We start from the raw sequence: 25,536 nt of genomic DNA on the forward strand, positions 1-25,536 counted from the left end.
CGGAAAAGGCGCTCCCGCGATGACCGACCGCGTCCACAACGTCCTGTTCCTGAGCACCCACAACAGCGCCCGCAGCGTCATGGCCGAGTGCCTGCTCAACCGCGAGGGACGCGGCCGTTTCCGCGCCTACAGCGCCGGCAGCCAGCCGACCGGGCGCCTCAACCCTCACGTCCGCGACCTGCTGGAGCGGCTCGACTTTCCGACCGCCACGCTGCGCTCCAAGATCTGGGACGAGTTCGCCCAGACCGGGGCGCCGCGCATGGATGTCATCGTCACCGTCTGCGACAGCGCCGCCGGCGAGGTCTGCCCGGTGTGGCCGGGCCAGCCGATGACGGCGCACCGGGGCTTCCCGGACCCGTCGAGCGCCCAGGGCTCGGACGCGGAAAAGGCCGCCTCCACCGCCACGGTGTTCGGCCAGATTCAGCGCCGCATCCAGGCCTTCGCCAGCCTGCCCTTCGCCTCGCTCGACCGGCTGGCCCTGAAGCGCCGGCTCGACGACATGGCCGGCCTGGTCGGGGACGGCGCATGAGTTGGACCGTCACCCCGCTGGCCGACGCGGAGCGCCCGGCGCTCGCCCGCCTGCTGGCGGCCAACGGCCTGCCGACCGACGACCTCGACGAGCCCGGCCGGCGCTTCTGGCGCGTCGCGGACGACCAGGGGACGCTCGGCTACGGCGGGCTGGAGCTCCATGGCGCCGACACCCTGCTGCGCTCCGTGGTCGTGCCGGCCGAGCGGCGCGGCGCCGGTGGCGGCCGCGCCGTGGTGTCGGCGCTGCGCGCCGAGGCGGGCACGCTGGGGGTCGAGCGGCTGTGGTTGCTCACCATCGGCGCCGCGGGCTTCTTCGAGCGTCTCGGCTTCCAGCGGGTGGAGCGGGCCTCGGCCCCTCCGGCCATCCAGTCCAGCGCGCAGTTCGCCGGCCTGTGTCCGGGCAGCGCCGTCTGCCTGCGCGCCGACTTGGCACCGGAGGGCGGGCGGACGGCGGTGAGCATCTTTCACAACCCCGACTGCGGGACGTCGCGCAACACGCTGGCGCTGATCCGCAACAGCGGCGTCGAGCCGACGGTGATCGAGTATCTGAAGACGCCGCCCGGCCGGGCTGAATTGAGCGCGCTGATCCAGCGCATGGGGGTTCCGGTGCGCGCCGTGCTCCGGCAGACGGGCACACCCTACGCCGACCTCGGCCTCGACGATCCCGCGCTGACGGACGAGGCGCTGCTCGACGCCATGATGGCGCACCCGATCCTGATCAACCGGCCGATCGTGGTGACGCCGCTCGGCGTGCGCCTGTGCCGGCCGTCGGAAGCGGTGCTCGACCTTCTCCCCGATCCACAACGCGGCGCCTTCACCAAGGAAGATGGCGAGCCCATCGTCGACGCCGCCGGGCAGCGCGTCGTCTCCGCCTCCTGACAGGACCATCGACATGACGGCTGACATCCACCCCACCCCGGCGGAGCGCCCCGCCATGGGCCTCTTCGAGCGCTACCTCAGCCTCTGGGTGGGCTTGTGCATCGTCGCGGGCATCGCCTTCGGCCATCTGGCGCCCGGGCTGTTCCAGGCCATCGCCGCCGCCGAGCTGGCCCGGGTCAACCTGCCGGTGGCGGTGCTGGTCTGGCTGATGATCGTTCCGATGCTGCTGAAGATCGACCTCGGCGCGCTGGGGCAGGTCAAGGAGCACTGGCGCGGCGTCGGCGTGACGCTGGTCATCAACTGGGCGGTCAAGCCCTTCTCGATGGCGCTGCTCGGCTCCCTGTTCATCGGCCACCTGTTCGCACCGCTGCTGCCGGCGGAGCAGATCCCCTCCTACATCGGCGGGCTGATCCTGCTGGCGGCGGCCCCCTGCACGGCGATGGTGTTCGTCTGGTCGAACCTGTGCGAGGGCGAGCCGCACTACACCCTGAGCCAGGTGGCGCTGAACGACCTGATCATGGTCTTCGCCTTCGCGCCGCTGGTCGGGCTGCTGCTCGGCGTCTCGTCGATCACCGTGCCCTGGGGAACGCTGCTGCTGTCGGTGGCGCTCTACATCGTGCTGCCGGTGATCGCGGCCCAGCTCTGGCGCCGCGCGCTGCTGGCGGCGGGCGGCGAGCCGGCCCTGGGCCGCGCGCTGTCGGTGCTGCAGCCGGTGTCGCTGCTGGCGCTGCTGACCACGCTGGTGCTGCTGTTCGGCTTCCAGGGCGAGCAAATCCTGGCGCAGCCGCTGGTCATCCTGCTGCTGGCCGTGCCGATCCTGATCCAGGTCTACCTCAACGCCGGGCTGGCCTATTGGCTGTCGCGCCGGTTCGGGGTGGCGTGGTGCGTGGCGGCGCCGGCGGCGCTGATCGGCGCCTCGAACTTCTTCGAACTGGCGGTGGCCGCGGCCATCAGCCTGTTCGGGCTGGGCTCCGGAGCGGCGCTCGCCACCGTGGTCGGCGTGCTGGTCGAGGTGCCGGTGATGCTGTCGGTGGTGAGGATCGTCAAGGCGACCAAGCCCTGGTACGAGAGGCGGGCCGGCGCCTGATGGCCCGGCCTCGCTGTGGAACGATCACCGGAGAGGGTCGGCATGTCCGAGCATGAGAGCGAGAACGGCGCGGGCTTCCCGAGCCTGGACGAGCCCTATTTCGAGGCGCCGGACCTTGGCAAGCTGACGCCCGGCCGGGTGTCCACCCACCCGCCGCGCATCCTGCTGCTCTACGGCTCGCTGCGCGAGCGCTCCTACAGCCGCTTCCTCGCCGAGGAGGCGGCCCGGCTGCTCCAGCGCCTGGGGGCGGAGACGCGGGTGTTCGACCCGCGCGACCTGCCGCTGCCGGACAGCGTGCCGGCCGACCACCCCAAGGTGGCCGAACTGCGCGCGCTGTCGCTCTGGTCGGAGGGGCAGGTCTGGGTCAGCCCGGAGCGGCACGGCACCCTCACCGGCGTCCTGAAGTGCCAGATCGACTGGCTGCCGCTGGAGAGCGGCGGCGTCCGGCCGACACAGGGACGCACGCTGGCGGTGATGCAGGTCTCGGGCGGTTCGCAGTCGTTCAACGCGGTCAACGCGATGCGGGTGCTGGGGCGCTGGATGCGGATGGTGACCATCCCGAACCAGTCGTCGGTGGCCAAGGCGTTCCAGGAGTTCGACGAGGCCGGCCGGATGAAGCCCTCGCCCTACTACGACCGCGTGGTGGACGTGATGGAGGAGCTGGTGAAGTTCACCCTGCTGGTGCGCGACCGCAGCGCCTACCTGACCGACCGCTACAGCGAGCGCCGGGAGGCAGGCCGGGCCGTGGCCGGCGAGGCGCAGGTCCTGGCCGCCGCCGCGATGAGCGGTGAGACGAAGGCATAGGCCGCTCGACAACATGCACGGGCCCGCAGCTTGCGTATGCGGACCGGCACCATGCGGACGCTGGAGAGCGACGGCCCGGTCCCGCGTTCGGACACCACTTACCGGGACGCGATCTTCGGCAGGTTCTCCAACCGGTCCTCCCGCACGAAAATGCGCACGACCAGGTCGCCCTCCTCATGCTGGGCGAAGCGCTCCAGCCCGAGCTCGTGAACGAGCCGGTCGAGCTGCGGTTGAAAAGCGGGCCAGAACCAGGTCGGGCCAAGGTCGACACGATCGAGGCCGTTCGGCACGGCCGCCGTGCGGGGACCGGCCCTGTCCAAGGAGGATACGGACGCGATGCGCCCGCCAAAGGCGTCGCGCGCCTCGAGGAGCGCGAGCGCCCCTCCAGCCCGCTGGGGCGTTCCATCCTAGCGTCCCGTCTCTCGCGCCAATGCCAGGAAGCCGGCGATGTGCCCCACCGCGTCTTCGCCCTGGCGGACGCCAAGATGGATGCTCTTGCCGATCCCGTCGGGTCCGAGACGCACGGTGCCGACGGGAAGGCCGGCCCCTTCCTCGCGCACGAGCCAGTCCGGCAGGACCGCGACCCCGCGTCCGGCGGCGACCAGCTGCAGCATCAGGTCGGTCGTCTCCACGGTCCGGTGGCGGCGCGGCCGGCAATGGGCGGGGACGAGAAAGCGCGTGTAGACGTCGAGCCGTTCGAGGCTGACCGGAACAGTGATCAAATCCTCGCCCACGAGGTCGCGCGGCAGCGCCGCCGCGCGCGTGGCCAGCGGGTGCGCTTGGGGAACCACCAGCACGAGTTCGTAATCGAAGACCGGCATGAACAGGATCTCGGACGTCTCGACCGGATCGGGGGTGACCAGCAGGTCGATCTCGTTGTCGAGCAGCGCGGCGACCCCGTCGAAGCGGAAGGCGGTGCGAAGCTCGAACTCCACGTCCGGCCAGCGCGCGAGATAGACGGCCGTCATCCGCATCAGCCATCTCTGGCAGGGGTGGCATTCCATCCCCACCCGCAAGGTGCCGCGCCGGCCCGCGGCGAAGTCGGCCAGGACCCCCTCGGCCTGCTCGATCTGCGGCAGAACGCGTTGCGCGAGCGCCAGCAGATGCCGCCCCGCCTGGGTGAAGCGGAGGCTGCGCCCCTTCCTCACCCAGAGCGCGACGCCATGGCGCTCCTCGAAGCGGCGGATCGTGTGGCTCAGCGCCGATTGCGTGACGTTCAGCCGGTCGGCGGCGGCGGTGACGCCGCCCAGCCGGTCCACCTCGCGCAGGATGGCAAGAAGCTGGCGATCGAGCATCCATGACTCCCGGTCATTCATCCATGAGAACATACCATTTCCGCTCATGGCGGGCGCCCGGTAAGCCTGTGTCAACCGCGCCGATCGGCGCCGCCGCCACCAACGCACCGTCCGAGGAATCCCATGTCCCAAGCCGAAGCCGGCACCACGGCCGGGCTCGCGCCCGCCAGCCCGTACGGGCATGAGCTGGGCAATGTCCTGCGCCTTGCCACCGCCCAGGCGCTCGCCGGCGCGAACGCGGTGGTCATCTACGCGACGGGCGCCATCGTCGGCAACACGCTGGCGCCCAGCCCGGCGCTGGCGACGCTGCCGATCTCCATCTTCGTGGTGGGGATGGCGCTGTGCACGCTGCCGGCCGGCGCCATCGCCCGGCGCCACGGCCGCCGCGCCGCCTTCCTGGCGGGAACGGGGTGCGGCGTGCTCACCGGCCTGCTGTCCGCCCTCGGGGTCGTGCTGGGATCCTTCTGGCTGTTCTGCGCGGCGATGATCGTCGGCGGGGCCTACGCCGCCGTGGTGCTCTCCTTCCGCTTCGCCGCCGCCGATTGCGCCCCGCCGGAGCGCCGCCCGCGCGCCATGTCCGCCGTGATGGCGGGCGGGGTGTTCGCCGGGATCATCGGCCCGCAGCTCGTCACCCACACGATGACCCTGTGGCCGCCGCACCTGTTCGCGGCCACCTATCTGGCGCAGGCCGCGGTGGCTGCCGTGTCCGCCCTGGTCCTGGTCGGCGTCCGGCTTCCAATGCCGACGGCGGCGGAGGTCGCCGGCGGTCGTCCGCTCGGCACCATCGCGCGGCAGCCCCGTTTCATCACCGCCGTCATCTGCGGGCTGGTGTCCTACCTGCTGATGAACTTCCTCATGACTGCCGCCCCTCTGGCGATGCGGCTGTGCGGTCTGTCGCAGGAGACCGCAAACCTCGGCCTGCAGTGGCACGTCATCGCCATGTACGCGCCAAGCTTCTTCACCGGGCGGCTGATCACCCGCTTCGGCGCTCCCCGCATGGCGACCGCCGGATTGGCGCTGATCGCCGCCGCCTCCGTGGTCGGGCTGGCGGGGATGGAGGCGGCGCATTTCTGGGCGAGCCTGATCCTGCTGGGCGTCGGCTGGAACTTCGGCTTCCTGGGTGCGTCGGCCCTCGTGCTGGAGTGCCACCGTCCCGAGGAGAAGACGCGGGTCCAGTCGCTGAACGACTTCATCGTGTTCGGGACGATGGCTCTCGGCTCCTTCGCCTCCGGCGGCCTGCTGACAGCCTACGGATGGGACACCGTCCTCGGGGTGTCGTTCGTTCCCCTCGCGGTGGCGTTGGCCGCTCTCGCCGCCACGGCGGCCCTGCGGCCCGACCGTACGGTTGGCTGAAATCGGCACCCGGCTGGCGCGGCCACAGCGGCTCTCCGGGCCGCTGTGGCCGCGAGCGCGAGGAGAAAGCCACTGGCGGGGTGCTTGTCCTGTTTGCCTGCCTGCTGGTTCGCATCTTGAACACCCTGATCTTGCCACCGATCCGGCTGAAGCGCATCATCAGCGCCCATGGACAGCGAGGCCGGAATGTTCAGTGTCGGCCAGCACGAAATCCTTGGTGTCGTAGGCCTTGTCGGCACCCACCGTGATGCGGTGGCGGCCGGGGTCGCCGCGACCATGGAGACGCCGCCTCGCGTTCGGCCAAGCCGGTGGCCGCGGTGAGCCGGACATCGACCACCAGGGCGTGGCGGTTCTCCATCAGGGCGTGGCCCATGAAGGCCAGCTTCGCCGGCTGCCCGTTGCCCTTGCGGTACAGCCGCGCCTCGGGATCGCTGGTCGAGGCATGGGTCTCGTTGGACCGCTTCTCACCATGGAAGTCGCGGTCGCCGTTGCGTCCCGGCCCCGGCGGCTCGCCGCTGCCGTCCTTGGGCCGGAAGCTCTTCACCGACGCCCAGGCTTCGATCAGCGTCCCGTCCACCGAGAAATGCTCGTCCGACAGCAGCGCCTTGACCTTCGGCTGGCCCAGCACGGTGGCCAGGAACTGGGCCGCCACATCGCCGGCCAGCAGGCGCTCACGGTTCTTGGTGAACACCGTCGCATCCCACACTGGGACATCCATCGACAGGCCGACGAACCAGCGGAACAGCAGGTTGTAGTCGAGCTGTTCCATCAACTGGCGTTCCGAGCGCACCGAGTGGAAGGCCTGGAGCAGCAGAGCCCGCAGCAGCTTCTCCGGCGGGATCGACGGCCGCCCGATCGTCGAGTACAGCCCCTCGAACGCCGGTGACATCACCTCCAGCGCTTCATCAACGATGGCCCGGATCGGTCGTAGAGGATGGCTCGCCGGAACACGGGCCTCACAGCTCTCATAGCTGAAAAGACCCTCGCTGTGTTCGTCCAACCCCCGCATCGTCCCCTCACCGGCCGCATTCTCTTCAACCGGAGAGAATCACGACCGGCAGGCCCGGCATAGCCTTATTCCGCAGCCTGCTAGTTCTACTGTGTCATAAAATTCGCAATTGATGGCAGCATGGACATCGCTGAAGAGTTCTGGCGAGCATTCTGGCGATTGCGATGCGCAGGGTGGCGATGGACGTCGGGACGTGGCGCTCAGGGCGCAGCGGCGGCCCCGCGGGGTCGGAAGCTTTCGGGAAGGTCAGGCGCTTGGAGGCGCCCGGAGCGAGGTGGTTCTGAGGGGGGAATCGCCGCCCGTTCCCTGATCAGGAATCCATAGGCGGCGATGCACAGCGTCGCGTGATGGTGGAATCCGCGCCAACCCCGGCCCTCATAATGGCCGAGGCCGAGTTCCTGTTTGAGTTCGAGGTAATCGCGTTCGATGCGCCACCGCAACTTGGCGGTCTCCACCAAGGCGTCGAGCGACATTGTCTCCGGCAGCGTGGACAACCAGAGCTTGGTCGGCTTCTCTTCACCCTCCGGCCATTCGATCAGCAGCCACTCCTCCAGGCGACGCTCCGCCCGCTCCTCGTCGCGGTGCGCGGCGTGAACGCGAACGGCGGCGAAACGGGAGGCCAGCGGCGCGTTCGTGCCTTCGCGCCAAGTGACGGAGCGCCAAGCCTCCGGCGCCAACCCTTCGGCCAGAGCCTTTACCGAGATCGGTTCATGTCCAGGGGCGTGGCGCAGGAGCTTCGGCGGCCGCCCCTTGCCGCTCCACGGCTTGGGCGGCAGCGGTTCCACACCGGGCGGCCAGACGGTCAGCGAGGACTGGACTCCGGCGATGTAAGTCAGCCCCAGCGCGGTCACGCCTTCGCGCAGAGCGGTGTCGTTGCCGTAGCCTGCGTCCATCAGGACCACGCCCGGCGGCAGCCCCGCCGTCATGGCCATGCGGATCTGGTCCAGCGCGATGGCGGGCTTGGTCTGGAAGAGGACCCCGTCCGAGACGCCGGTCCGCGCCCGGCGCTCCGCGTCGCCAGCCCATGTCTCCGGCAGGTACAACCGGAAGGCGACGGGAAGGCTGGCGTGGTCGGTTGCCAGCGACAGTAACACGGCGACTTGGCAATTGTCCTGCTTGCCGATCTGGCCGCAGTACTGGCGCGTCACGCCAACGGAATGGCGCCCCTTCTTCGGCATGCCAGTGTCGTCGATGATCCAGGCGCGGATTGGGCCACGTTTCAACAGCGCCGGCAAAACCAGATCGCGCACCCCGGCCAGCACAGCGGCATCGTCCCAGGCCGCCTTGGCAACAAAATGGTGCAAGGACTGATGGGCGGCACCGACACGTCCCGGCTCCACCCGCGCGGCCATCGGCTCGACACTCTTGCGGTCGCCTGGAAGGATCAATCCGGTGCAATAGGCACGAAACGGCGCCGCGCGATCAGCGTGGCCCAAAGCCGGCGCCAAGCGCTCGACATACGCCGCGAACCGTGATTCGATGCCCTTTGCGGTGCCAAGGGGATCCATACCGCCTCTCTGAACGAACCATGAATCCCTTTATTACAACGAACCTCTGTCCCATTCCAGATTTTATGACACAGTAGAACTAGACGCTTAAGCGCGATCCGAGCTAAATTAATAGGCTCAACCGTAACCGGCACCCCGTGAACGGCTGTAGCGTAAGACAGGACGAGCTTGATTATCCCAATATCGATCCTCAGGGTCACGGGGCCGGCGCCCTGTGCCGCACGATCCCGACCGAAAGCGATCAGCCGCTCTCGATCCAGAGAAGCCATGTTGCACCGGCCCAACCGCTGCCGCAGCATTTCCAACACCGCAGCTTTGGAACGACGTGGCGCCTTGCCGACCGCACACATGTCGTCGATATGAGGGTCAGTCAGTGCGCCAAATGTTTTTCAAGCGGGCGACACGCGATGCGCTGGGAGCCTCGCCGCGATCGATCTGACGTTCGACCTCGACCGCCCACCGACGGGCATCGTCCCGACGCAGGAACGTCTCGCTCACGCAGCGTCCCTTGCGTCGAATCCGGGCTCGCCAGGATCCGGAAGGGAGCTTCGTGACGCTGGCCATTTTCGTGTGCGCTCCGTGTGCACTCAGCCGTCGAAACAGGGCGAAAAACGTCGCATTTTGGCGCGCTCCCGTGTGCACTCCATGCGCTCCAACGGATTGAAGTTACTGGAAAAACCATGATTTTTCAAACACATAGACTGTCCGTTGCGCCGATGATGGACTGGACCGACAGAAATTGCCGCTACTTCCATCGCCTGCTGTCCAAGAACACGCTGCTCTACACCGAGATGGTGACGACCGGCGCCGTGCTGCACGGCGACCGCGAGCGGCTGCTCGGCTTCGACGCGGCCGAGCATCCGGTGGCCCTGCAACTGGGCGGATCCGATCCGGCGGATCTGGCCGCCTGCGCGCGGATCGCCGAGGAGTGGGGGTATGACGAGGTCAACCTGAACGTCGGCTGCCCGAGCGACCGCGTCCAGTCCGGCCGGTTCGGCGCCTGCCTGATGGCGGAACCGGATCTGGTCGCCCGGCTGGTCGGCGCCATGCGCGAGGCGGTGTCGATCCCGGTCACCGTCAAGTCGCGCATCGCCATCGACGAGATGGAGGAATGGCCGACGCTCGACCATTTCGTCCGCACCGTTTCCGCCGCCGGCTGCACGCACTTCATCGTTCACGCCCGCAAGGCGTGGCTGAAGGGGCTCAGCCCCAAGGAGAACCGGGACATCCCGCCGCTGCGCCACGACCTCGTCCACCGGCTGAAGCGGGAGCACCCGCATCTGACCATCGTCGTCAACGGCGGCATCCGCAGCCTCGACGAGGCCGAGGAGCATCTGGCCGGTCTCGACGGCGTGATGATCGGCCGCGCCGCCTACGAAACCCCCTATCTGCTGGCCGACGCCGACCGCCGCGTCTTCGGCGGCGCCCCCGGCCCCGACCGCCACGCGGTGGTCGCGGCGATGGTGCCCTATGCCGAGGAACGGATGTCGCGGGGGACGCCGCTGTCGGCGATCACCCGCCACATGCTGGGCCTGTTCCAGGGGCTGCCCGGCGCCCGCGCGTGGCGCCGCCACATCAGCGAGAACGCCCACCGCCCCGGCGCCGGGCCGGACCTGCTGCTCGCCGCCGCCGCCCTGGTGCGCGGCGCGGCCCCCGACATGGCCACTGACACGGCCACCGACACGGCGGAGGAGCGGCTCACGCCAGCGTGACCATCCCGCTTTCCGGAACCGGACGGTAGCGGTAGAAGGCGTCGCGCACATGGCGGCGCAGCGTCTCGTCGTCGCAGGGCTTGGTGAGGAACTTGAACACGGAGCCCCGGTTGACCGCCTCCATGATCGTCTCCAGGTCGGTGTGGCCGGACAGGATGATGCGGATGGTGTCGGGATGGAGGTCGCGGGCGACGCCGAGGAACTCGGCGCCCGACATCCCCGGCATGCGCTGGTCCGACACGATGACCTGCACCGGCTCCAGCGCCAGGATGCGCAGAGCCTCCTCGCCGCTGGCCGCCGTCAGGATGCGGTAGCTCTCGCGCCGCAGTACCCGCTTCAGCGCCGCCAGCACGTTGGGCTCGTCGTCCACCAGCAGCAGGGTCTGCCCGTCGGCGCCCTCCGGTTTGGGCAGGGCCAGCGTCCGGTTCCGGCGGAGCTGGTCGGCGAAGTCGGCGGCCTCCACCGGCCGGCTGAACAGGTAGCCCTGGATCTCGTCGCAGCCCTGGCGGTGCAGGTAGCTGAGCTGGGCCTCCGTCTCCACCCCCTCCGCCACCACCCGCCGCTTCAGCCGGTGGGCCATGTCGATGATGGTGGTGGCGATGGCCGCGTCGTCGGCGTTGCGGGTGACGTCGTTGACGAAGGAGCGGTCGATCTTCACGATGTCGAAGGGAAACCGCTTCAGATAGGCCAGCGAGGAATAGCCGGTCCCGAAATCGTCCAGCGCGAGGCAGATCCCCATCTCGCGCAGCCGGCGCAGCACGCGGGCGGCCTCCTCGGAATCCTGCATCAGCGCCGTTTCGGTCAGTTCGCACTCGATGAGGCCAGCGTCGATCCCGTGGCGGCGCAGGGCGTCGGCCAGGGTGCGCTCCACCTGCCCGCGGCGGAGCTGGGCGGCGGACAGGTTGACCGCCAGCGGCACCACGTCGAGCCCCTCGCGCAGCCAGGCGGCCTGCTGCCGGCAGGCGGCGTCGATCACCCAGGCGCCGAGCGGCACGATCAGCCCGGTCTCCTCGGCGAGCGGGATGAAGGCGCCGGGCGGAATCAGCCCCTTCTCGGGATGCCTCCAGCGGACCAGCGCCTCGGCCGCCTCGATGTGGCCGTTGGCCAGGCTGACGCGGGGCTGGAAATGCAGGACGAACTGCCGGGCCTCCAGCGCCGTGCGCAAGTCGCTTTCCAGCGCCCGCCGCCGGGCGATGCGCTCGTTGATCTCCGCGGCGTAGTAGAGGAAGCGCTGGGCCGACGCCTTCGCCTGCCCCAGCGCCGCCTCGGCGTGCTTGAACAGGGTCTCGGCGTCGCCGCCGTCGTTGGGGAACAGGGCGCCGCCCATCTGCGCCGTGACATGGAACGACCCGTCCGGCAGGTCGAGCGGCCGTTCGATGGCCGCCAGCAGGGTTTCGACCAGCGTATCGGCCACCCCCACCCCGTCGGCGAAGGCGGCGATGGCGAACATGTCCGAACCGCAGCGGGCGACGCAGCCCAGATCCCCCAGCGCGGCGCCCAGCCGGTCGGCCGTGCGCTTGAGCACGAAATCGCCGACATGGCGGCCCGCCTCGCTGTTGAGCTGGGTGAAGCCGGCGAGGTCGGCCACCAGGACGCGCAGCGTCCGCCCGTCGCGCCGCGCCGCCTGGATGAGCTGGTCGAGCCGGTCGAGATAGAGCGTGAGGTTCGGCAGGCCGGTCAGCGAGTCGTAGAAGGCGACGTAGTTGAGCCTCTCCTCCTTCTCGATGCACTCCAGGCAGAAGGAGATGTCGCCCGCCAGCTCGTCGAGAAGCTGGACCTCCTGCTCGTCGAAGAAGTTCAGCTCGCCGGCGGCGAAGGCGATGACGCCGACCGGACGGTCGCCGACCAGCAGCGGGAACAACGCCTTCGACAGGTGGCCATGCGCCAGCAGGGCGTCGCGCAGGGGCGCCAGCCCCGGCTCGTTGACGCAGTCGTTGCAGATGAACGGGCGCATCTCCCGCAACGCCCGGCTGGCCGGCGTGTCGGCGCCGCCGCCCGGCAGACGCACCGCGATGTCGGTCTCCGCCATGTCGCCCCATTGCGCGACCAGGCGGGGCGCCCGCGTGGCGGGGTCGAAGGTTCCGACCCAGGCGCAGCGGAAGCCGCCCTCGACGACGGCGATGCGGCAGACCTCGCGGAACAGGCAGTCGCGGTCGAGGGTGCGGACGATCAGCGAATTGATGCCGCTCAGCACCGCGTAGAGGCGGGTGAGGCGGGCGAGACGCTCGCCCTGCCGGCCGCGCTCGACCACCTCGATCTCGAGCTGGGCGGCGTGGCGCCGCACCTCCTCATGCTGGGCCAGCCCGCCATGGACGAGCGACAGTTGCGCGGCCAGCATGACCGCGAACATCTCGTCCTCCTCGCTGAAACCCTCGCCCCCCACCTTGTCGGCGAGGTAGAGCAGGCCCGGCGCCGTCGTCGCCGAGCGGACCGGGATCACCAGGATGCCGTTCGCCGGGCCATGCACACCCGGCAGGACGTCGGTCACCGGCCGGCCGGCCCGGCCCCGGTCGCGGTGGCGTTCGCCGTCGACCAGCACGCCGCGCAGGAAGCTGGTCCGCCAGTCCAGGCTGGCGAGACGGACCGCGCCCTCGTCGGAAAGCCCGCGGTTGCACCAGTCGGCGATCACCCGCCCCTCGCGGTCGAGGAAGCCGATCACCACGTACCGGCAATCCATGATGTCCTGGGCGGCCCGGCAGAACAGCCGCAGCAGCTGCGGCCGCTCGCTCTCGCCCGGCAGGGCCAGAGCCAGCTCGAGCAGGGCGAACAGCCGCATGCTCATCCCCTGCACCGCCTCGAAGGGCGGATCGGGCCGCCGCCCCTGCGCCGGGCCGTCCAGCGTCTCGCCATACTCGGCCAGCCCGCGGTCGAGCGCGTCCTTCATGCGGCCCTGGAGGTCGGCAAGCTCCTTCAGGTAGCCGGGGGCGGGGGCGGTCCCCGGCATGGTCACGGCCGGCTGGCGCCGCTCGTCGAGCCCGAGCGCCCGCGCGACGGTCGCCAGGATGGTCTTGGGGTCGGACGGCTTGGCGAGCACCATGGTCACGCCGCAGCTCGCCGCCAGCGCGTAGGCCTCGGTCAGCCGGTAGGTGGTGGTGTAGAAGATGACCGGCAGGGCCGTCGTGCGCGGGTCGGCGCGCAGGGCGAGCGCGAAATCGACCCCGCCCATCCCCGGCATCAGCACGTCGGAGATGACCAGCTCGGGGCCGTGCGCGAGGGTCAGGGCCAGCCCCTCGGCGCCATCGGCGGCGCACAACACCTCGTGACCGGCGTAGCCAAGCAGGACCGACAGGAACTCACGATTGACGATGTGGTCGTCGACCACCAGAATCCGGGCCATCCCCAGCGCTCCCCCAACACGCCCTCCGCCCCGCCCCCTTCACGCCATGGCGGGCAGGAACTGCTCGATCCGTCGCAGGAAATCCGCCGGCACGATGGGCTTGGCGATGAACCCGTCGAAGCCGTCGGCCAGAAGCCTCGCCACGTCGTCGCCGCCGCGCGACGCCGTGGCCACCAGGACCGGAATGGCGGAGCGTTCCGGATCCGCCTTCAGGCGGCGGACCACCGCGGAACCGTCCATCCCCGGAAGGTGGGAATCGCAGACGATGAGATCCACCGGCTGGTCGGCGGATTGGCCGGTCGCCGCCTCCAGGCCGGCGATTCCGTCGGCGGCCCGCAAGGTCTGATGGCCGGCCGCACGCAGCAGATAGGTCATCAGCTCCATGTTGTCCGGGTTGTCGTCAATCACCAGGATGCGCGCCATGATCGCCCCCAAACGGTAGAACGAGACTGAAAACGCTGCCCCGCCCCAGGGCGCTGTCGCACAGCACGCGGCCATCGACCAGACCGGCCAGCCGCCGCGCCTGATAGAGGCCGAGCCCAGGCCCGCGCCGGGTGCGCGGCGCGGTCGACACCAGCTGCGTGAAAGGCTGGAACAGCTTGCCCTGATCCTCGGCGGACAGGCCGGGGCCGGTGTCGGCGATGCGGATGGCGACCTCGCGCTGCCCGGCGGCGGGCCGGTCGCAGGACACCGAGACCCCGCCGCGCTCGGTGTGGAGAACCGCGTTGGCGACCAGACGGCTCAGGATCATCTCGAGGATCCGGGGGTCGGTCCGCAGCACCACCTCGCCATCCGGGATCGCGGTTTCGAAGGTCAGCCCCTTGGAGCGGGCCGCGTCCCGCCATTCCCGCGCCACCTCCTGCACCACCGCCCGGCAGGACACCCGGCAGAGCCGCGGCTCGATGGTGCCGGTCTCGATGCGCAGGGCGTCCGGCAGGCCGTTGATCTGGGTCAGAAGCTCCTGGGCGCAGGTCTCGATGATGCCGATCTGCCGCTCCTGGTCGGCGGTCAGCGGGCCCGGCAGCCGCATCAGCAGGGTGGCGGCGAAGCCGGTGATGCCGCCGACCGGCGTGCGGATGTCGTGCAGCAGACGGCCGAGGAAACGGTCCTTGGCCTGATTCAGCGCGTCGAACACCTTCACCCTGGTGCGCAGCGCCTGGATCGTCTCCTGGGCGGCGGCGATGTCGAACGGGGCGGCGGCGATCAGAAAGCCCGTCGCCTCGCCGGCCTCGCCGCGCGTCGGCGTGACCAGCGCCGGGCGCAGGAGGGTGCTTCCGTCCTTGTGGCGGAAGGCGGCCATGCCCTGGCAGAAACCGTCCCGCAGCGCCCGCTCCATCATGAGGCGCAGCGGCTCCGCCCCGGTGTCCGCCCCCTCCGCCCGGGAGGGGAGCAGCAGCGACAGCGGCCGCCCCTGGATCTCCCGCGCCTCGTAGCCGCAGAGGCGTCGCGCGGCATCGGACCATGACCGCAACGTTTCATTCTTGTCACACGCAATAATCGCATGCGTGTGTAGGTCCTGCGGTTGATCAACGCCCGAATCGAGTCCGGCAGCGGTTTCAGGACAACCAGCTTTCGCCCTGACATTGGTCATATTTTATCCCCGACAAAACGCCTAACGAGACATCTTATGACATATGCGATGCGGAAAGGGCTGCAACGAGACAACGGTACGATGAGCAAAGCATGATTCACAATCTATATTTAACGTTTACCTGATAGCCTGCCATAGGGATAATAGGCCGTCGCGCAATTTTAATTCCCTCAGAAATAACGAGGGCATTGCCGCATGGCCGCACTCTCGCCCGAAACGGTTCAAAGCCTTCTGATCGGTACCGGCGAAACGCTGTGCGCGGTGCCACTCATGAGTGTCGTGGAAACAATGAGGCCCATGGCAATCGAGCGGCTGCAAGGCTGTCCCGACTTCGTTGCGGGACTGTCGGTCATTCGCGGCGTCCCGACCCCGGTGGTGGTGCTGTCGGCCCTGCTCGGCCGTCCCGCCGGAACCATGGCCGCCCCTTCCATGGCGACCGGGGACGTGCGGCGCTTCGTCACGCTGCGGACCGGGGGGCAGGACGACCAAGGCGGCGTCGCCCTGGCGGTCGAGCGCGTGATCGGCGTCCGGCGGCTGGAGGCGCGCAGCCTGACGACGGCGCCGCCGCTGCTCGCCGGCATGCCCATGGACGTGGTGGGACGGCTGGGCACCCTCGACGGCGCGCTGCTGATGGTGCTGGAGGCCACCCGCCTGCTTCCGGCCACCCTCCGGACTCCGGCCGCCCTACCCGCGAGCGGCATGCCGGAGCCCCGCAACACGGACGCCCTTCCCTCATGACGGCTTCCCGACGCACCGGAATGACCGAGACCGGCGCCCCCGACAGCGACGGACGCGACTCCGACGCGGCGGAGCGCCTGCGGGACATCCTGGCGCGCCGCCTGGGGATGGCGTTCGCCGACGAACGCCGCGACCGGTTCGCCGACCTGCTGTCGACGCGGCCCTGGGCGGCCGGCTGCCCGGACGCCGGAACCTACCTCGCCCTGCTCGAGCGGGCGCCGCCCGACCATCCGGAGCTGCGGGCGCTGGCCGAGCGGCTGACGGTCAACGAAACCTATTTCTTCCGCCACATCGACCAGATCACCGCCTTCAGCGAGGTGGCGCTGACCGAACGCGCCCGATCCTCCGCCGGCTCCCGGCGGCTCCGCATCCTGTCGGCCGGCTGCTCCAGCGGAGAGGAGCCCTACAGCCTGGCCATGGCGGCGCGGATCCACCCCCTCCTCGCCGGGGGGGATTGGGACATCGCGGTCACCGGACTCGACATCGACTCCGCGCAGATCGCACGGGCGCGGCACGGCGTCTATTCCGAATGGGCGCTGCGGGCGACGCCGGAGGACCAGCGCGCCCGGCATTTCCGGAACGTCGGCCGCGCCCTCCATCTCGACCCGAGGATCAGGGCGATGGTCGCCTTCGAAACCCGCAACCTGATGGACGAGGATCCGGCCTTCTGGGCGGAGCACCGCTTCGACATCATCTTCTGCCGAAACGTCCTGATGTATTTCACGGTCCCGGCCATGCGCGCGGTGGTCGGCCGGCTGGCGCGCTCGCTGGCTCCCGGCGGCTTCCTGTTCCTCGGCGCGGCGGAAACCCTGCGTGGAATCAGCGGGGATTTCGATCTCTGCCACACGCACGACAGCTTCTACTACCGCCGCCCGGCCGCGCCGGGAGGGGCGGGAGGGGCGGGAGGCGGCTGCCCCCCCGACCTTCCGCTTCCGCCGGCCGTGGCGGGGCCTCCCCCGTGCGAGCCGGCCCCCTCCTGGCCGGACGAGATCGCCAAGGCGTCGGACCGCATCACCGCCCTGCTGGCGGCCCTTGCCCCCCATGAAGCGGAACCGCCGGAACGGCCCGCCCCCTCCCCGGCAGGCGTCGCGGCCGCCGACGCCCTCGCCGCCCGGCCCGCCGCCCCACGGCAGCTCGAAGCCGTCCGCAGCCTGCTGCACCGGGAGCGCCATCACGACGCCGTGCGGGCCCTGGACGCCCTGCCGCCCGACGTCCGCGACCATCCCGACGCCCAGCTCCTGCTGGCGGTGGCGCTGACCCAGCGCAGCGCGGTCCGGCCGGCCGGCGAGGTCTGCCGCCGGCTGCTGGCGCAGGACGGACGCAACGCCGGAGCCCACTATTTGATCGCGCTCTGCGCCGACCATGACGGCGACCCCGCCGCGGCCTGGGAGCATGCCCGGACCGCCGCCTACCTCGACCCCGGCTTCGCGATGCCGCATGTCCACATGGGCCGGCTGGCGCGGGCCGGCCGGCGCCCCGATGCGGCGCGGCGCGCCTTCCGCCAGGCCATCACCCTGCTGGAGCGCGAGGATGCGTCCCGCATCCTGCTGTTCGGCGGCGGCTTCAACCGCGAAACGCTGCTGCGGCTGTGCCGCGCCGAACTCCTCGCCACGGGGAGGCCGGCATGAGCGGCGATCGCCCTTCCGATTCCGGCCACCCCGATTCCGAGACGGCCGCCGCCCGCTCCGCCCTCCGCGCGATGCGCGACGCCTTCGACCGCTCCTTCGCCCTGCCCCGGCAAAGCCCGGCCGCGCAAACCGAGGAATTCGCCGCCATCCGCCTCGGCGCGGAGCCCTACGCGCTCGCCCTCCGCGACCTCGCGCGCCTGGAGGCGGCGCGGCCGGTCGTGCCGCTGCCCGGCGGGCGGGCCGGGCTGCTGGGGGTGGCCGGCATCGGCGGCCGGCTGGTTCCGGTCTTCGGGCTGGCGGCGCTGCTCGGGCTGGAGAGGATGCCGGACGCGCCGCGCTGGTTCGCCCTCGCCGGCCGCGACGACGGGCGGGAGGAGCCGCTCGCCTTCGCCTTCGACCGCTTCGACGGGCATGTGGCGGTTGCCCGCGAGGCGCTGGACGAGGCCGGTTCCGCCGGGCCGCGCCCCCATGTCCGGCAGGTGCTGCGGCGGGACGGGGAGCCGCCGCGTCTGGTCATCGACCTCCCCCGGCTGGCCGCGGCCCTGCGCGCGACGGCCCAGGACACCCGCAAGGCCTGAAGAAGGGACGCCGCAGATGGAACGCACCTGGAGCTTTGGACGGAAGATCGGGCTCGGCTTCGCCGGCATGGTGATGGTCACGGTGCTGACCAGCCTCGCCACCGCCGTCACCCTGACGGCGGTCCTCGACAAGGCGGAACAGACCCTGTCGGTGCACGCGCGGCTGGTCATGCTGGCCAAGGACATGGATTCGGCGACGGAGAAGACGACCTCGGCCATGCGCGGCTATCTGCTGGTGCCCGACGAGGCGACGCTGGCCTTCGTCTCCGCCTCCCGCAAGGAGTTCCTCGACCTGCTGCCCCCGATGCAGGGCCTGATCTCCGGACAGGCCGACGAGGAGGCGTTCGCCACGATCGTCCGCCGGGAGGCCGACTATTGGAGCGAGGTCCAGCGCTTCGTGCAGTTGCGCCAGTCGGGCATCTCGCTCGACAGCGTCGCGTCCAGCTTCCAGACCGACCTGCGCCCGAAGGCCCGCGACACCCGCAACGCGATCGACGCCTTCACCCAGCGGCAGGAGACGCTGCTCGACGCCAACTGGCGGGAAACCGTGGCCTGGTCGCGCTCCGCGACGCTGCTGGCGACCGCCCTCGGCGCGCTGGCGATCCTGGCCGGCTCGGCCCTGGCCTTCGGCCTGACGCGGGCGCTGAAGCGCCAGATCGGATCGGCCGTCCAGCACATCCGCAGCTCCTCCACCGAGTTGCAGAGCGCCGCCAGCCAGCAGGCCAGCGGCTCGCGCGAGCAGGCGACGGCGATGAACGAGATCACCGTCACCGTCCAGGAGCTGCTGGCCACCTCCAAGCAGATCGCCGAGAGCGCCCAGCGGGTCGCCCGCATCGCCGAGGAAACCGCGGCCAACGCCAACAACGGCAACCAGACGGTGGAGCAGGCCCAGGAGGCGATCAGCGGCATCAAGCGGCAGGTCGACCTCATCGTCTCCCACATGCTCGACCTCGGGCGGAAGTCGCAGCAGATCGGCGGCATCCTCGACATCATCAACGAGCTGGCCGAGCAGACCAACATCCTCGCCATCAACGCCACCATCGAGGCGGCCGGGGCCGGCGAATCCGGGCGCCGCTTCGGCACCGTCGCCGACGAGATCCGCAAGCTGGCCGACCGCGTCGGCAACTCGACCAAGGAGATCCGCGGCCTGATCGAGGAGGTGCGCGCCGCCGTCCACACCACCATCATGGCGACCGAGAACGGCGTCAAGACGGTGGAGACCGGCACCCGGCAGTTCGGCGAGCTGGCGTCGGGCTTCCGCCGCATCGTGTCGATGGTCGGCACCACGACGGAGGCGGCGCGGGAGATCGGGCTCAGCACCAAGCAGCAGTCCACCGCCGTCGAGCAGGTCAACATCGCCACGGCGAACGTCGCCCAGGCCAGCAAGGAGGCCGAGACGAGCGCCCTCCAGACCGTCCAGACCGCCTCCGACCTCGCCCGCCTGTCGCAAACGCTGCTCCAACTCGTCCAGACCCAGGCCAAGGGGTGAGCGGAGGATGGCGCAGGACCCCTATCGGTTCTTCCGCATCGAGGCCCGCGAGCTGATCGACGGGCTGGACCAGGGCATTCTCGCCCTGGAGCAGGGCGTCCCGGCGCGCCAGCCGGTCGGCGTCATGCTGCGCCTCGCCCACACCCTGAAGGGCGCGGCGCGGGTGGTCCGGCAGACCGACATCGCCGACACCGCCCACCGGGTCGAGGATCTGCTGGTTCCCTTCCGCGAGAGCGAGGCCCAGGTCCAGCCCGACGATTGCGCCGCGCTGCGCGCGCTGGTCCAGGCGATGACCGCGCGGCTGCGGGCGATCGACGACCCGGCCGCGGCCGTCCCGCCAGCTCCCCCCACCGGACCATCGGCGCCCCGGCCATCGCCCGCCGCCCGCCCCTCCCCCCCGGCGCCGGGGACAGGGGCCGGGACGGGGCCGGGGACGGGAACGGGAACGGGAACGGGGGTGGAAACGGGGACGGGGGAGCCGCTGCGCACGCTGCGGATCGGCATCGACGATCTCGACGGCATCCTCGGCGGCGTCGCCCAGGCCGGCGTTTCGCTGGAGACGCTCGGGCGGAGCGCCGGGGCGATCAGGGAGAGCCTGGCCCTCGCGGACAGCCTGGCCGCCGCCCTGGCGCCGGACCGGGACGGCAACGGGCGCGGGCCGGACTCCTCGACGGCGCGGGTGCGGGCGCTCGCCGAGCGGCTGAGGGACGCCCTGCGGGAGCTGCGCGACGATCTCGGGCAGGCGGTCGAGCGGACCTCCCGCGACCTCGGGCGGGCGACCGACGCCGTCCGCCGGCTGCGCCTGATCCCGGCGGCGACCATCGTCCCGGCGCTGGAACGCACCGTGCAGGACGCGGCCGAACAGCTCGGCAAGCCGGTCCGCTTCACCGCCGGCGGCGGCGAGGTTCTGGTGGACGCCGACGTGCTCGACGGGCTGCGCGACGCGCTGGTGCAGGTCGTCCGCAACGCCGTCGCCCACGGGCTGGAAACCCCGCAGGACCGGGCGGCGGCCGGCAAGCCGGCGGCCGGGCTGGTGGAGCTGCGGATCGAGCGGCGCGGCCACCGGGTCGTCTTTCGCTGCAGCGACGACGGCCGCGGCCTCGACCTGGCGGCCATCCGGGCGGCGGCGCTGCGGCGCGACCCGTCGCGGCCGGTCGAGACGGTCGCCGCCATGACCCTGGAGGAGGCGGTGACGCTGGTCTTCCGCGGCGGCCTGTCCACGGCGCGCAGCGTGACCGCCCTGGCCGGGCGCGGCGTCGGGCTCGACCTCGTCCACGACACCGTTCAGCGCCTCAAGGGCGGGCTGACCGCCAGCACCGAGGTCGGGCGCGGAACCGTGGTGGAGATCGGCGTTCCCGTCTCGCTGGCGTCGCTGACGGTGCTCCAGGTCGCCGCCGGCCCCCTCACCGTCTCCATCCCGCTCGACGCGGTGCGCCGCGCCGCGAAGGGAACCGCCGGGGACACGGCGTCGCCGCTGCCGGGCAACGCCCTGCTGATCGACGGCGAGGCGCTTCCCTGCCTGCATCTGCCGACGCTGCTTTGGCCGGACGGCGGAGCCCCGTCACCGGACGCCGCCTTCCCCGACGCCCCCTTTCCGGACGCTCCCTTTCCGGACGCTCCAGCGGCCGCGCCGACCCTGCTGGTGGTCGAGGCGCACGGCGCGCGGGCGGCGGTCGGCGTCGACCGGCTGCTCGGCGCCGGCACCGTCGTCATGCGGCGGCTGCCGGCGGCCTGCGGCAGCGTTCCCTGGGTCGCCGGCGCCTCCTTCGACGCCGACGGCACCCCCCGCCTCGTCCTCGACCCCGCCGGGCTGGTGGCGATGGCCCGCGACGGCCGGGGCGTCCCGCCGCCGGCCAGGCCGACGGAACGCCGCCGGCTGCTGGTGGTCGACGATTCGCTGACGACCCGCATGCTCGAACGCAGCATCCTGGAAACCGCCGGCTACGACGTCGACCTCGCCAGCTCCGGCGAGGAAGGGCTCGACAAGGCGCGGGCGGGCGGGCACGCCCTGTACGTCGTCGACGTCGAGATGCCGGGCATCGACGGCTACGAGTTCATCCGCCGCATCCGCCGCGATCCGGCCCTGTGCCATGTTCCGGCCATCATGGTCACCTCGCTGTCCTCGGACCGGGACCGCCGGACGGCGGAGGAAGCGGGCGCGCAGGACTACATCGTCAAGAGCGAGTTCGACGAGGGCCGCCTGCTGCTGCGCATCCGCCAGCTGATCGGCGCTCCGGCGGGCGACCGTCCAATCTCCGGCCGCCCGGCCGGCAACCGGCCGAACGGGCCACAGGTGGAACAGGCATGGCAAAGCTCCGCACCCTGATCGTCGAGGATTCCCTGACCGTCCGGCGCCACCTCGCCGAGGTGCTGGCCGCCGACCCCGACATCGAGGTCGTCGGCGAGGCCGGCGACGGCCGGGAGGCGATCGACCTCTGCCTGGAGCTGCGCCCCGACGTGATCACGCTCGACATCGTGCTGCCGACCATGAGCGGGCTGGCGGTGACCGAATACGTCATGGCCTACCGCCCGACGCCGATCCTGATCGTCTCATCCTCCAGCAACCGGGGCGACCTGTTCAAGACCTACGACGCGCTGGCGGCCGGCGCGGTCGACGTGCTGGAGAAGCCGACCGGCGACGCGTTCGACGGGGTGTGGGAGCGCGGCTTCCTCGCCGCCGTCAAGCTGGTGTCCCGCATCAAGGTCATCACCCACCCGCGCCTGCGGCTGGGGTTGGGCCAGATCCCGCCCGCGGCCGCCCCGGCGGCCCTGCCGGCGCCGCCCGAGCCGGACCGGCCCTCGCTGGTCGTCGTCGGCGCCTCGACCGGCGGACCGGCGGCCATCCTGGAGATCCTGCGCAACCTGCCGGCGGACTTCCCGCTGCCGATCCTGATCGTCATCCACATCGGCGAGCTGTTCGCCGCCGCCTTCGCCGAATGGCTGAACTCCCACTCGCCGATCCACGTCCGCTACGCCGAGAACGGCGAGCTCCTGCCCGGCCGCGGCCAGCCGGTGGTGCTGATCGCTCCGCCGGGCCGCCATCTGGTGGTCGATCACGGCCGGCTGCGCCTGACCGCCGACGCCGAGCGCCATTCCTGCCGCCCGTCGGTGGACGTGCTGTTCGAATCGGTGGCGCGCGAGATGGGGGCCCGCACCGTCGCCTGCCTGCTGACCGGCATGGGCCGGGACGGCGCCCGCGGCATGCAGGCCATCCACGAGGCCGGCGGCGCCACGCTGGCCCAGGACGAGGCGACCTCGGTGATCTTCGGGATGCCGCAGGAGGCGTGGCGGCTGGGCGCGGTGGACCGCATGCTGCCGCTCGACGCCTTCGCCCCGGCCTTACGCGACTTCGCCGGACTGTCGCCGCCACGGGGAGCGTGGCGATGACCGGCCCCGTCCTCATCGTCGACGACAGCCTGACGGTCCGGATGGATCTCCAGGAGGCGCTGGAGGCGGCCGGATTGACCTGCGTGGCCCGCGCCACGATCGAAAGCGCGCGGGCGGCCATCGCCACCGGGGCGTTCGTCGCCGTCCTGCTCGACGTGCTGCTGCCCGACGGCGACGGGATCGAGCTGCTGCGGGAGCTGCGCGCCGACCCGGCGACCGCCGACCTGCCGGTGCTGATGCTGTCCACCGAGGCCGAGGTCAGCGACCGGGTGCGCGGCATGCGGACCGGCGCCGATGACTATGTCGGCAAGCCCTACGACCGCGGCTACGTGGTCTCGCGCGTCGAGGAGCTGCTGCGCCGGCGGCGCTCGGCGGCGGCGGACGCCCGTCCGCTGGTCCTGGTCATCGACGACAGTGCCACCTTCCGCGAGCATTTCCGCCAGACGCTGAGGGGGGCGGGCTACCGCGTGCTGCTCGCCCCGACGGGCGAGGACGGCCTGCGCTCGGTCGCCGCCGCGCGGCCCGACGCGGTGGTGGTCGACGCCCATCTGCCGGACATCGACGGCATGGCGGTGATCCGCCGGCTGAAGCTGGACGCGGCGTTGCGGCGCACTCCCTGCCTGCTGCTGACCGCCGCCGACTCCGCCCATTTCGAGGTGGTGGCGCTGGAGGCCGGCGCCGACATGTTCCTCAACAAGGGCGAGCCGGTCGCGGTCATCCTGTCGCGGCTGGAGGCGATGCTGCGCGCGGTCGGCCCCACCGCCACCGCCGGGCCGGAGCTGAGCAGCCTGTTCGGGCCGAAACGGGTGCTGGCGGTGGACGACAGCCCGAGCTACCTCCAGGAGCTCGGCGCCCGCATCCGCCAGAACGGCTACGAGGTGATCCTCGCCTCCTCCGGCGAGGAGGCGCTGACCCTGCTGGCGGCCCAGCACGTCGACTGCGTCCTGCTCGACCTGATCATGCCGGGGATATCGGGGCAGGACGCCTGCCGGCGCATCAAGAACACGCTGGCGTGGCGCGACATCCCGCTGATCATGCTGACCTCCTGCGAGGACAGCGACACCATGGTGTCCGCCTTCAACGCCGGGGCCGACGACTACATCGTCAAGTCGAGCGACTTCGAGCTGATCCACGCCCGGCTGCGCGCCCAGATCCGCCGGAAATACTTCGAGGACGAAAACCGCCGCGTCGGCGAGGAGCTGGCGGAGAAGGCGCGCGAGGCGGTGGAGGCGCGCGCCGCTCAGCGGCTCGCCCAGACGCGGGCGGCGCTGTCGGCCGAGCTGGAGCGCGCCAACAAGGAGCTGGAGGCCTTCAGCTATTCGGTGTCGCACGATCTCCAGGCGCCGCTGCGCACCATCACGGCCTTCGGCGACATCCTGGCGCGCGACCACGCGGCGACGCTGGACGCCGACGGCGCCTATCTGCTCGGCGCCATCCGGGGGGCGGCCGGGCGGATGGGGCAGCTCATCGAGGATCTGCTGCGGCTCGCCAAGGTCAGCCGGGGCGAGATCGGCCGCGAGCCGGTCGATCTCAGCGCGCTGGTCGCCGAGATCGCCGCCGGGCTGCGGGAACGGGACGCCGGGCGCGAGGTCGTCTTTGACATCCAGGAGGGGGTGACGGCGGCCTGCGACCGGCAGCTCGTGCGGGCGGCGCTGGAGAACCTGCTCGGCAACGCGTGGAAATACTCGTCGCGCAAGCCGCGGGCGACCATCGCCTTCTCCGCCGCCGGGCCCGGGGACGACGGAGAAGCCACAATCTACACGGTGCGGGACGACGGCGCCGGATTCGACCCCACGCAGGTCGACCGCATCTTCGCCCCCTTCCAGCGACTGCACTCGGCCACCGAGTTCGAAGGGACCGGCGTCGGCCTCGCCACCACCCAGCGCATCATCCACCGCCACGGCGGGCGCATCTGGGCCGAGGGCGCCGTCGGCGAGGGGGCGGCCTTCCATTTCACCCTGCACTCGCCGCTCGGGGCGGAGGCATCCGAGGCGCCGGCCGAGACACCCGCCGCCTGAGATTGCCGAAGCCGGGCGGCGGACCTATCCTGCACCCGACGGAATTTCCCCAGGAACAAGGATCGACGCCATGTACATCGCGATGAACCGCTTCAAGGTCCGGCACGGGGCGGAAAGCGACTTCGAGGCCGTCTGGCTGAACCGCGAGGTGCATCTGCACAAGGTGCCGGGCTTCGTCGAGTTCCACATGCTGCGCGGCCCGAACCGGGAGGATCACCGGCTCTACTCCTCGCACACGGTCTGGGAATCGGAGCAGAACTTCCTCGACTGGACGCGGTCGGAGGCGTTCCGCAGCGCCCATGGCGGCGCCGGCTCCTCCAAGCCGCTCTACCTCGGCCACCCGGAGTTCGAGGGCTTCGAGGTCATCCAGACCGTCCCCCGCAACCCGGCGGCGTGAAGGATCCGGAAAGCCCCATTCCCGTCATGCCCGGCCCTGGGCCGGGCATCCACGGCCGCAAACCATGGGAAAAGCTTGCGCGTGGATGACCGGGACAAGCCCGGTCATGACGGAAGGGAAAGGGCGGCGGTCCAAAAACGACGAAGGGGAGCGACGGCGTGACCGTCGCTCCCCTTTCCGCATCCCGGTTTCCGCCGT

The 25,536-nt window shown here is 71.1% G+C and carries 19 protein-coding genes and 2 pseudogenes; 14 read left to right on the forward strand and 7 right to left on the reverse strand.

Annotation, left to right across the window (positions count from 1 at the left end; translation table 11 throughout):
- The first annotated feature begins 19 nt into the window (after positions 1-19).
- From JN22_RS12215 to arsH, 4 genes are read left to right on the forward strand one after another with little or no spacing between them, the layout of a single operon-like run.
- Complete coding sequence (locus tag JN22_RS12215) at positions 20-529, forward strand: arsenate reductase ArsC (protein WP_085554177.1); 510 nt, start codon at positions 20-22, stop codon at positions 527-529.
- A complete protein-coding gene (arsN2, locus tag JN22_RS35465; protein WP_449658094.1) occupies positions 526-1,407 on the forward strand; it encodes an arsenic resistance N-acetyltransferase ArsN2 in 882 nt (293 codons plus the stop codon). The genes JN22_RS12215 and arsN2 overlap by 4 nt, the downstream gene beginning before the upstream one ends.
- A 55-nt stretch (positions 1,408-1,462) precedes the next feature.
- The gene (arsB, locus tag JN22_RS12230; RefSeq protein ID WP_085554178.1) at positions 1,463-2,494 is read left to right on the forward strand and encodes an ACR3 family arsenite efflux transporter; all 1,032 of its coding nucleotides are present in this window, start codon (positions 1,463-1,465) and stop codon (positions 2,492-2,494) included.
- 42 nt (positions 2,495-2,536) lie between these two features.
- On the forward strand, positions 2,537-3,298 hold the full coding sequence (arsH, locus tag JN22_RS12235; RefSeq protein WP_085554179.1) for an arsenical resistance protein ArsH: 762 nt from the start codon (positions 2,537-2,539) through the stop codon (positions 3,296-3,298).
- A gap of 98 nt (positions 3,299-3,396) precedes the next feature.
- Here the strand turns inward: arsH and JN22_RS12240 are convergent.
- Positions 3,397-3,681: pseudogene (locus JN22_RS12240) on the reverse strand (FAD-dependent oxidoreductase); the annotation flags it as partial.
- Positions 3,682-3,705: 24 nt separating this feature from the next.
- Positions 3,706-4,593: a LysR family transcriptional regulator gene (locus tag JN22_RS12245; protein WP_085554180.1), complete on the reverse strand. Its 888-nt coding sequence runs from the start codon at positions 4,591-4,593 to the stop codon at positions 3,706-3,708.
- A gap of 123 nt (positions 4,594-4,716) precedes the next feature.
- Between JN22_RS12245 and JN22_RS12250 the strand changes: the two genes are divergently transcribed.
- On the forward strand, positions 4,717-5,946 hold the full coding sequence (locus tag JN22_RS12250) for an MFS transporter (protein WP_085554181.1): 1,230 nt from the start codon (positions 4,717-4,719) through the stop codon (positions 5,944-5,946).
- Positions 5,947-6,150: 204 nt separating this feature from the next.
- On the opposite strand, the pseudogene JN22_RS12255 reads toward JN22_RS12250, so the two are convergent.
- Positions 6,151-6,955 (reverse strand): annotated as a pseudogene (locus JN22_RS12255) (IS5 family transposase); the annotation flags it as partial.
- A gap of 200 nt (positions 6,956-7,155) precedes the next feature.
- Positions 7,156-8,463 carry an IS701 family transposase gene (locus JN22_RS12260; RefSeq protein ID WP_085554182.1) on the reverse strand — a complete coding sequence of 436 codons (1,308 nt, stop codon included), beginning with the start codon at positions 8,461-8,463 and terminating at the stop codon, positions 7,156-7,158.
- 716 nt (positions 8,464-9,179) lie between these two features.
- On the opposite strand from JN22_RS12260, the gene dusA reads away from it, so the two are divergent.
- The gene (dusA, locus tag JN22_RS12265) at positions 9,180-10,175 is read left to right on the forward strand and encodes a tRNA dihydrouridine(20/20a) synthase DusA (RefSeq protein ID WP_247877506.1); all 996 of its coding nucleotides are present in this window, start codon (positions 9,180-9,182) and stop codon (positions 10,173-10,175) included.
- Here dusA and JN22_RS12270 read toward each other — a convergent pair.
- Genes JN22_RS12270 through JN22_RS12280 form a run of 3 tightly spaced genes read right to left on the reverse strand, consistent with a single transcriptional unit; the run spans position 10,162 to position 15,103 of the window.
- On the reverse strand, positions 10,162-13,512 hold the full coding sequence (locus JN22_RS12270; protein WP_085554184.1) for an EAL domain-containing protein: 3,351 nt from the start codon (positions 13,510-13,512) through the stop codon (positions 10,162-10,164). The genes dusA and JN22_RS12270 overlap by 14 nt on opposite strands.
- 39 nt (positions 13,513-13,551) lie before the next feature.
- Entirely contained in the window at positions 13,552-13,935 is a 384-nt protein-coding gene (locus JN22_RS12275) for a response regulator (protein ID WP_211099641.1), read from the reverse strand.
- Positions 13,913-15,103, reverse strand: a complete 1,191-nt coding sequence (locus JN22_RS12280) for a PAS domain-containing sensor histidine kinase (protein ID WP_085554185.1) — start codon at positions 15,101-15,103, stop codon at positions 13,913-13,915. Before JN22_RS12280 ends, JN22_RS12275 begins: the two co-directional genes overlap by 23 nt.
- Positions 15,104-15,298: 195 nt before the next feature.
- Here JN22_RS12280 and JN22_RS12285 point away from each other — a divergent pair, with 195 nt between their 5' ends.
- The 8 genes from JN22_RS12285 (at position 15,299) to JN22_RS12325 (ending at position 25,338) form a co-directional block, all read left to right on the forward strand.
- The gene (locus JN22_RS12285) at positions 15,299-15,841 is read left to right on the forward strand and encodes a chemotaxis protein CheW (RefSeq protein WP_085554186.1); all 543 of its coding nucleotides are present in this window, start codon (positions 15,299-15,301) and stop codon (positions 15,839-15,841) included.
- A gap of 20 nt (positions 15,842-15,861) precedes the next feature.
- Positions 15,862-17,469, forward strand: a complete 1,608-nt coding sequence (locus tag JN22_RS12290) for a CheR family methyltransferase (RefSeq protein WP_085554187.1) — start codon at positions 15,862-15,864, stop codon at positions 17,467-17,469.
- The gene (locus tag JN22_RS12295) at positions 17,466-18,047 is read left to right on the forward strand and encodes a chemotaxis protein CheW (RefSeq protein ID WP_085554188.1); all 582 of its coding nucleotides are present in this window, start codon (positions 17,466-17,468) and stop codon (positions 18,045-18,047) included. The genes JN22_RS12290 and JN22_RS12295 overlap by 4 nt, the downstream gene beginning before the upstream one ends.
- 16 nt (positions 18,048-18,063) lie before the next feature.
- A complete protein-coding gene (locus tag JN22_RS12300; RefSeq protein WP_085554189.1) occupies positions 18,064-19,536 on the forward strand; it encodes a HAMP domain-containing methyl-accepting chemotaxis protein in 1,473 nt (490 codons plus the stop codon).
- Between the two features lie 7 nt (positions 19,537-19,543).
- Positions 19,544-21,862, forward strand: a complete 2,319-nt coding sequence (locus tag JN22_RS34900) for a hybrid sensor histidine kinase/response regulator (RefSeq protein WP_085554190.1) — start codon at positions 19,544-19,546, stop codon at positions 21,860-21,862.
- Positions 21,841-22,923: a chemotaxis-specific protein-glutamate methyltransferase CheB gene (gene cheB / locus JN22_RS12315; protein ID WP_085554191.1), complete on the forward strand. Its 1,083-nt coding sequence runs from the start codon at positions 21,841-21,843 to the stop codon at positions 22,921-22,923. The genes JN22_RS34900 and cheB overlap by 22 nt, the downstream gene beginning before the upstream one ends.
- On the forward strand, positions 22,920-24,941 hold the full coding sequence (locus tag JN22_RS12320; RefSeq protein ID WP_085554192.1) for a response regulator: 2,022 nt from the start codon (positions 22,920-22,922) through the stop codon (positions 24,939-24,941). Before cheB ends, JN22_RS12320 begins: the two co-directional genes overlap by 4 nt.
- Before the next feature lie 70 nt (positions 24,942-25,011).
- Positions 25,012-25,338, forward strand: a complete 327-nt coding sequence (locus JN22_RS12325; RefSeq protein WP_085554193.1) for an antibiotic biosynthesis monooxygenase family protein — start codon at positions 25,012-25,014, stop codon at positions 25,336-25,338.
- The last annotated feature ends 198 nt before the right edge of the window (positions 25,339-25,536 follow it).

The sequence above is a fragment of the Azospirillum agricola genome (genome assembly GCF_020005195.1).
Lineage (GTDB): Bacteria > Pseudomonadota > Alphaproteobacteria > Azospirillales > Azospirillaceae > Azospirillum > Azospirillum agricola.

Excerpts from the sequence above, each read along its gene's own strand:
- dusA (WP_247877506.1), top strand. The coding sequence starts at position 9,180 with ATGATGGACTGGACCGACAGAAATTGCCGCTACTTCCATCGCCTGCTG.
- JN22_RS12285 (WP_085554186.1), top strand. The coding sequence starts at position 15,299 with ATGGCCGCACTCTCGCCCGAAACGGTTCAAAGCCTTCTGATCGGTACC.
- arsH (WP_085554179.1), top strand. The coding sequence starts at position 2,537 with ATGTCCGAGCATGAGAGCGAGAACGGCGCGGGCTTCCCGAGCCTGGAC.
- JN22_RS12245 (WP_085554180.1), bottom strand. The coding sequence starts at position 4,593 with ATGCTCGATCGCCAGCTTCTTGCCATCCTGCGCGAGGTGGACCGGCTG.
- JN22_RS12250 (WP_085554181.1), top strand. The coding sequence starts at position 4,717 with ATGTCCCAAGCCGAAGCCGGCACCACGGCCGGGCTCGCGCCCGCCAGC.
- JN22_RS12320 (WP_085554192.1), top strand. The coding sequence starts at position 22,920 with ATGACCGGCCCCGTCCTCATCGTCGACGACAGCCTGACGGTCCGGATG.
- JN22_RS12215 (WP_085554177.1), top strand. The coding sequence starts at position 20 with ATGACCGACCGCGTCCACAACGTCCTGTTCCTGAGCACCCACAACAGC.
- JN22_RS12325 (WP_085554193.1), top strand. The coding sequence starts at position 25,012 with ATGTACATCGCGATGAACCGCTTCAAGGTCCGGCACGGGGCGGAAAGC.
- JN22_RS12260 (WP_085554182.1), bottom strand. The coding sequence starts at position 8,463 with ATGGATCCCCTTGGCACCGCAAAGGGCATCGAATCACGGTTCGCGGCG.
- JN22_RS12270 (WP_085554184.1), bottom strand. The coding sequence starts at position 13,512 with ATGGCCCGGATTCTGGTGGTCGACGACCACATCGTCAATCGTGAGTTC.
- JN22_RS12295 (WP_085554188.1), top strand. The coding sequence starts at position 17,466 with ATGAGCGGCGATCGCCCTTCCGATTCCGGCCACCCCGATTCCGAGACG.
- arsB (WP_085554178.1), top strand. The coding sequence starts at position 1,463 with ATGGGCCTCTTCGAGCGCTACCTCAGCCTCTGGGTGGGCTTGTGCATC.
- arsN2 (WP_449658094.1), top strand. The coding sequence starts at position 526 with ATGAGTTGGACCGTCACCCCGCTGGCCGACGCGGAGCGCCCGGCGCTC.
- JN22_RS12300 (WP_085554189.1), top strand. The coding sequence starts at position 18,064 with ATGGAACGCACCTGGAGCTTTGGACGGAAGATCGGGCTCGGCTTCGCC.
- JN22_RS34900 (WP_085554190.1), top strand. The coding sequence starts at position 19,544 with ATGGCGCAGGACCCCTATCGGTTCTTCCGCATCGAGGCCCGCGAGCTG.
- cheB (WP_085554191.1), top strand. The coding sequence starts at position 21,841 with ATGGCAAAGCTCCGCACCCTGATCGTCGAGGATTCCCTGACCGTCCGG.
- JN22_RS12280 (WP_085554185.1), bottom strand. The coding sequence starts at position 15,103 with ATGACCAATGTCAGGGCGAAAGCTGGTTGTCCTGAAACCGCTGCCGGA.
- JN22_RS12275 (WP_211099641.1), bottom strand. The coding sequence starts at position 13,935 with ATGGCGCGCATCCTGGTGATTGACGACAACCCGGACAACATGGAGCTG.
- JN22_RS12290 (WP_085554187.1), top strand. The coding sequence starts at position 15,862 with ATGACCGAGACCGGCGCCCCCGACAGCGACGGACGCGACTCCGACGCG.